General features: G+C 39.9%; 1 protein-coding gene. It reads right to left on the bottom strand.

Going from position 1 to position 416, the window contains the following annotated elements:
• On the bottom strand, positions 1 to 326 hold a 326-nt coding region (locus AB3U87_RS22345), incomplete at its 3' end, for a peptidylprolyl isomerase (RefSeq protein WP_394150624.1).
• Positions 327 to 416: the final 90 nt, after the last annotated feature.

A 416-nucleotide genomic window follows, 5' to 3' on the forward strand; every position in this document is an offset into this window, starting at 1 on the left:
GGTTGTGGTTCGTGTACGATGAAGAATTGGCTTGAGCCTGTATCTTTCCCAGCGTGAGCCATAGATAAGCTACCTGCTTCGTGTTTGTGTGGGTTGCCAGCAGTTTCACATTTAATCGTTTTGCCGCTTCCACCCATACCTGTACCAGTTGGGTCTCCACCTTGGCTTACAAAACCAGGAATAACACGGTGGAAAATAACCCCATTATAAAATCCGCTGTTTGCTAGTTCTTCAAAGTTTGCAACCGTGTTTGGTGCTTCATTTGGGAATAAATCCAATTCGATTTTTTCGCCAGTATCCATTAAAAAATAACCTTTTTTCGCCATTCAAAACACTCCCTTTTCAATTAAATCCTTCATCAGTATATCACGTACATATAACATTTTCCAAAAACAGCTCATGTAAAATGTTTAACA

Origin of the sequence: Erwinia plantamica, assembly GCF_043420595.1 — a bacterium.
GTDB classification, from domain to species: domain Bacteria; phylum Pseudomonadota; class Gammaproteobacteria; order Enterobacterales; family Enterobacteriaceae; genus Erwinia; species Erwinia aeris.